1 protein-coding gene is annotated in these 760 nt (G+C 47.6%); it reads right to left on the reverse strand.

Features of this window, described 5'->3' with window-relative positions; translation table 11 throughout:
• The coding region (locus R8O11_RS27110; RefSeq protein WP_318194860.1) for an alpha-1,6-glucosidase domain-containing protein at nt 1-760 on the reverse strand (760 nt) is incomplete at both ends.

The following is a 760-nucleotide window of genomic DNA, read 5'->3' on the forward strand; positions in this document are numbered from 1 at the left end:
CCAGTCGCTGTTGTCTGACCAATTGTTCATTGTGCCTTTCACGTAAACCACGGTTTCACCGAAAGGAGGAATGCTCGATACGTCTTTGTTGTCCGTATTGACTGGCAGACCCACACCTTGCGCGCCGTCTTGTGGCTGTACGAATACCGCAGTAGTCAGTGCTGGTACAGTGAAGGTTTCATTTGTGAAGCTTGCACCTTTCACGATGTCATCTGCAGAGTTTTGTTGAACTTCATGCAGCTCGAAACCTGTCGCGCCTTTCACGACAAATGATTTCTCTGTTGATGTTGAGTTCACCACAGCAACGATCGCATCGTATTTCGAATCCAAATCGGCACCTGCTGATTTACCATCGTCGATAGACATAACGATCAAGTCTTCCACTTGGTCTTTACCAACGTTGCGGAAGTCAACACGGTTCATGACTTCTTGAGCGGTATCTAAGCGGAACAGTTCACTTGAACTACGGATTTTTAGTAGTTCTAGGAATTGTTGTTTGGTTAGCTCAATGTCGGTTGCATCTGGCTTCGCTGTCGTGTCAGAAACGATCTTCTTGATCAGCTCCCAGTTTGCGCCGTCTTTGTCTTCACGAGGCAGACCTACGTTCCAGTTGTTGTCACTGCCGTCGAAGAAGACGCGGTTGAACCAGTCACCAGAATCGTAAGAGTCACGCTGCATCGATTTAGAACGCAGAAGCTCAGAACCCATGTGGATGAATGGGATACCTTGGCCAAGCATTACTGTTGATAGCGAGACAGAT

The sequence above is a fragment of the Vibrio sp. 1288 genome, from assembly GCF_033344475.1.